Origin of the sequence: Mesorhizobium sp. M5C.F.Cr.IN.023.01.1.1 (assembly GCF_003997585.1) — a bacterium.
Classification (GTDB): Bacteria; Pseudomonadota; Alphaproteobacteria; order Rhizobiales; family Rhizobiaceae; genus Mesorhizobium; species Mesorhizobium wenxiniae.
On record NZ_RZSU01000226.1, the window covers coordinates 1 to 1,565 of the forward strand.

Below are 1,565 nucleotides of genomic sequence, written 5' to 3' on the forward strand. Positions count from 1 at the left end.
AGGCCGGAACCGACCTTCAGCTCGTTGCTGGCAGCGGCGAGCTGTTCGACGAACTTGTCATAGACGCCGGCCTGAACCAGGAAGCGGTTGGTGCAGACGCAGGTCTGGCCGGAATTGCGGTACTTGGCGGTGATCGCGCCGGCGACGGCGCGTTCGATGTCGGCGTCGTCGAAAACGAGGAACGGCGCGTTGCCGCCGAGCTCCATCGAGACCTTCTTGACGGTGACGGACGACTTCTGGATCAGGATCTTGCCGACCTCGGTCGAGCCGGTGAAGGTGATCTTCTTGACCAGCGGGTTGGCGCAGATCTCGTCGCCGATCTCGCCGGCGGCGCCGGTCAGGATGTTGATAACGCCTTTGGGAAAGCCGACTTCCTCGGCGAGCGCGCCCCAGGCGAGGCCGGAATACGGCGTCTGCGAGGCCGGTTTGACCACCGCGGTGCAGCCGGCGGCAAGCGCCGGGCCAAGCTTGCGGGCCAGCATCGAGGACGGGAAATTCCACGGCGTGATGGCGGCGATGACGCCGACCGGTTCCTTGGTCACCAGGATGCGGCGGTCCGCCCAGGGCGACGGCACGACATCGCCATAGGTGCGGCGGCCTTCTTCGGCGAACCAAAGGATGTAGGAGGCGGCCGAACCGATCTCGCCCTTCGATTCGAACAGCGACTTGCCCTGCTCGATGGTCAGCAGCTCGGCCAGCACATCCTGATTGTCCATCATCGCGTCATGCAGCTTGCGCAACAGCTTCGAACGCTCGAGCGCAGTGGTCTTGCGCCATGTCTTGAAAGCGGCGTCGGCGGCTTCGATGGCGCGGCGCGTCTCGACCCTGCCCGACTTCGGCACAGTGCCGATCTTGAGGCCGGTGGCCGGATTGTTGACGTCGACCGTCTGGCCGCTGTCGGCCTGCACCCACTCGCCATTGATGAGATTGGCCTGGCGCATGAAATGGCTGGTTTTCTGAAGCATGGTCTAGCCTCCGTTCGGCGCGCTGACGGGCCGCTATCTGGATTTCTTCGGTGGGCGTGCGCAAAGGCATCGATGCCGACACGCCTGGAGCCACTGCTCTTTACCTAGGGCAAGCCCCGCAATCAATCGCAAGATGGCATATAGGGTTTGGGCCAACGCAAGGCGAGGCCAACTTGCGCCCAAATTGCTATCCAAACACGTTGCTATCCAAACACGTGGACGACGACCGTCAGCCAGAACGCCGTGGTGACGACTGCGCAGGCGGTGGCGATGGTCATCTGGTTCGATGCCAATGCCTGGCCGGTGTTGAACTGCGTCGCAATCAGGTAGGAATTGACCCCGGATGGCAGCGCGGCGGCCACGACCGCGACCTTCGCTGACAGGGGCGGCAGCCCGAACAGCCAGACCAGGCCGAGTGCAACGGCCGGCATCAGCAACAGCTTCAGCGCCGACAGCGCCAGCGCCGGCCGCACGTTGCCGGAGATGCCGAAACGGCACAGGCCAAGCCCCATGGCAAACAGCGCGACCGGTCCGGCGATGTTGGCCAATGCGTCGACCAGCCGGACGGCCAGCCCCGGCAGTGGCAGGCCGGTGATACGC

At 64.6% G+C, this 1,565-nt stretch carries 2 protein-coding genes; both read right to left on the reverse strand.

What is annotated here, in order from left to right:
- Positions 1-965: aldehyde dehydrogenase family protein (locus EOA78_RS35430; protein ID WP_127320346.1), on the reverse strand; the 965-nt coding region annotated here is incomplete at its 3' end.
- A gap of 203 nt (positions 966-1,168) precedes the next feature.
- The coding region (locus EOA78_RS35435) for an AEC family transporter (protein WP_206533567.1) at positions 1,169-1,565 on the reverse strand (397 nt) is incomplete at its 5' end.